Origin of the sequence: Pseudoalteromonas sp. CR1, from assembly GCF_019392235.1 — a bacterium.
Lineage (GTDB): Bacteria > Pseudomonadota > Gammaproteobacteria > Enterobacterales > Alteromonadaceae > Pseudoalteromonas.
This window is the reverse complement of record NZ_JAHXRM010000165.1, coordinates 1-279: the sequence shown is the minus strand read 5'-3', so window position 1 is coordinate 279 and position 279 is coordinate 1. Positions and strand designations below refer to the sequence as shown.

General features: G+C 70.6%; 2 protein-coding genes. Both read right to left on the bottom strand.

Annotated elements, in window-relative coordinates; all coding sequences use genetic code 11:
- Window positions 1–178: histidine phosphatase family protein (locus KZZ04_RS18945; RefSeq protein WP_219423803.1), on the bottom strand; the 178-nt coding region annotated here is incomplete at its 3' end.
- On the bottom strand, window positions 175–279 hold a 105-nt coding region (locus KZZ04_RS18940; protein WP_219423801.1), incomplete at its 5' end, for a nicotinate-nucleotide--dimethylbenzimidazole phosphoribosyltransferase. The genes KZZ04_RS18940 and KZZ04_RS18945, both read right to left, overlap by 4 nt.

The window sequence follows — 279 nt, the reverse complement described above, 5'->3', positions numbered from 1 at the left end:
CGAACAACGCGCAACGCTGCAACGGCGAGCTGATCAGCCGATCCCACGGCCCCTGCTCGGCCACGGCGGCGCACATCTGCTCCCAGCCCTTGGCGGTTAACGCGTCGTCCAGGCTGCCGCGCAGGCCGCCGCCCAACTCGGTTTCGCCGTGACGCAGCAGGTCCAGGTGCAACGTCATACCGGGCGATCTGCCACGGCCGCTTCTGCGAACGTCGCCATCTGCCCGTGCAGCGCGCACGCCAGGCGCAGTAACGGCACCGCCAGCGCCGCACCACTGCC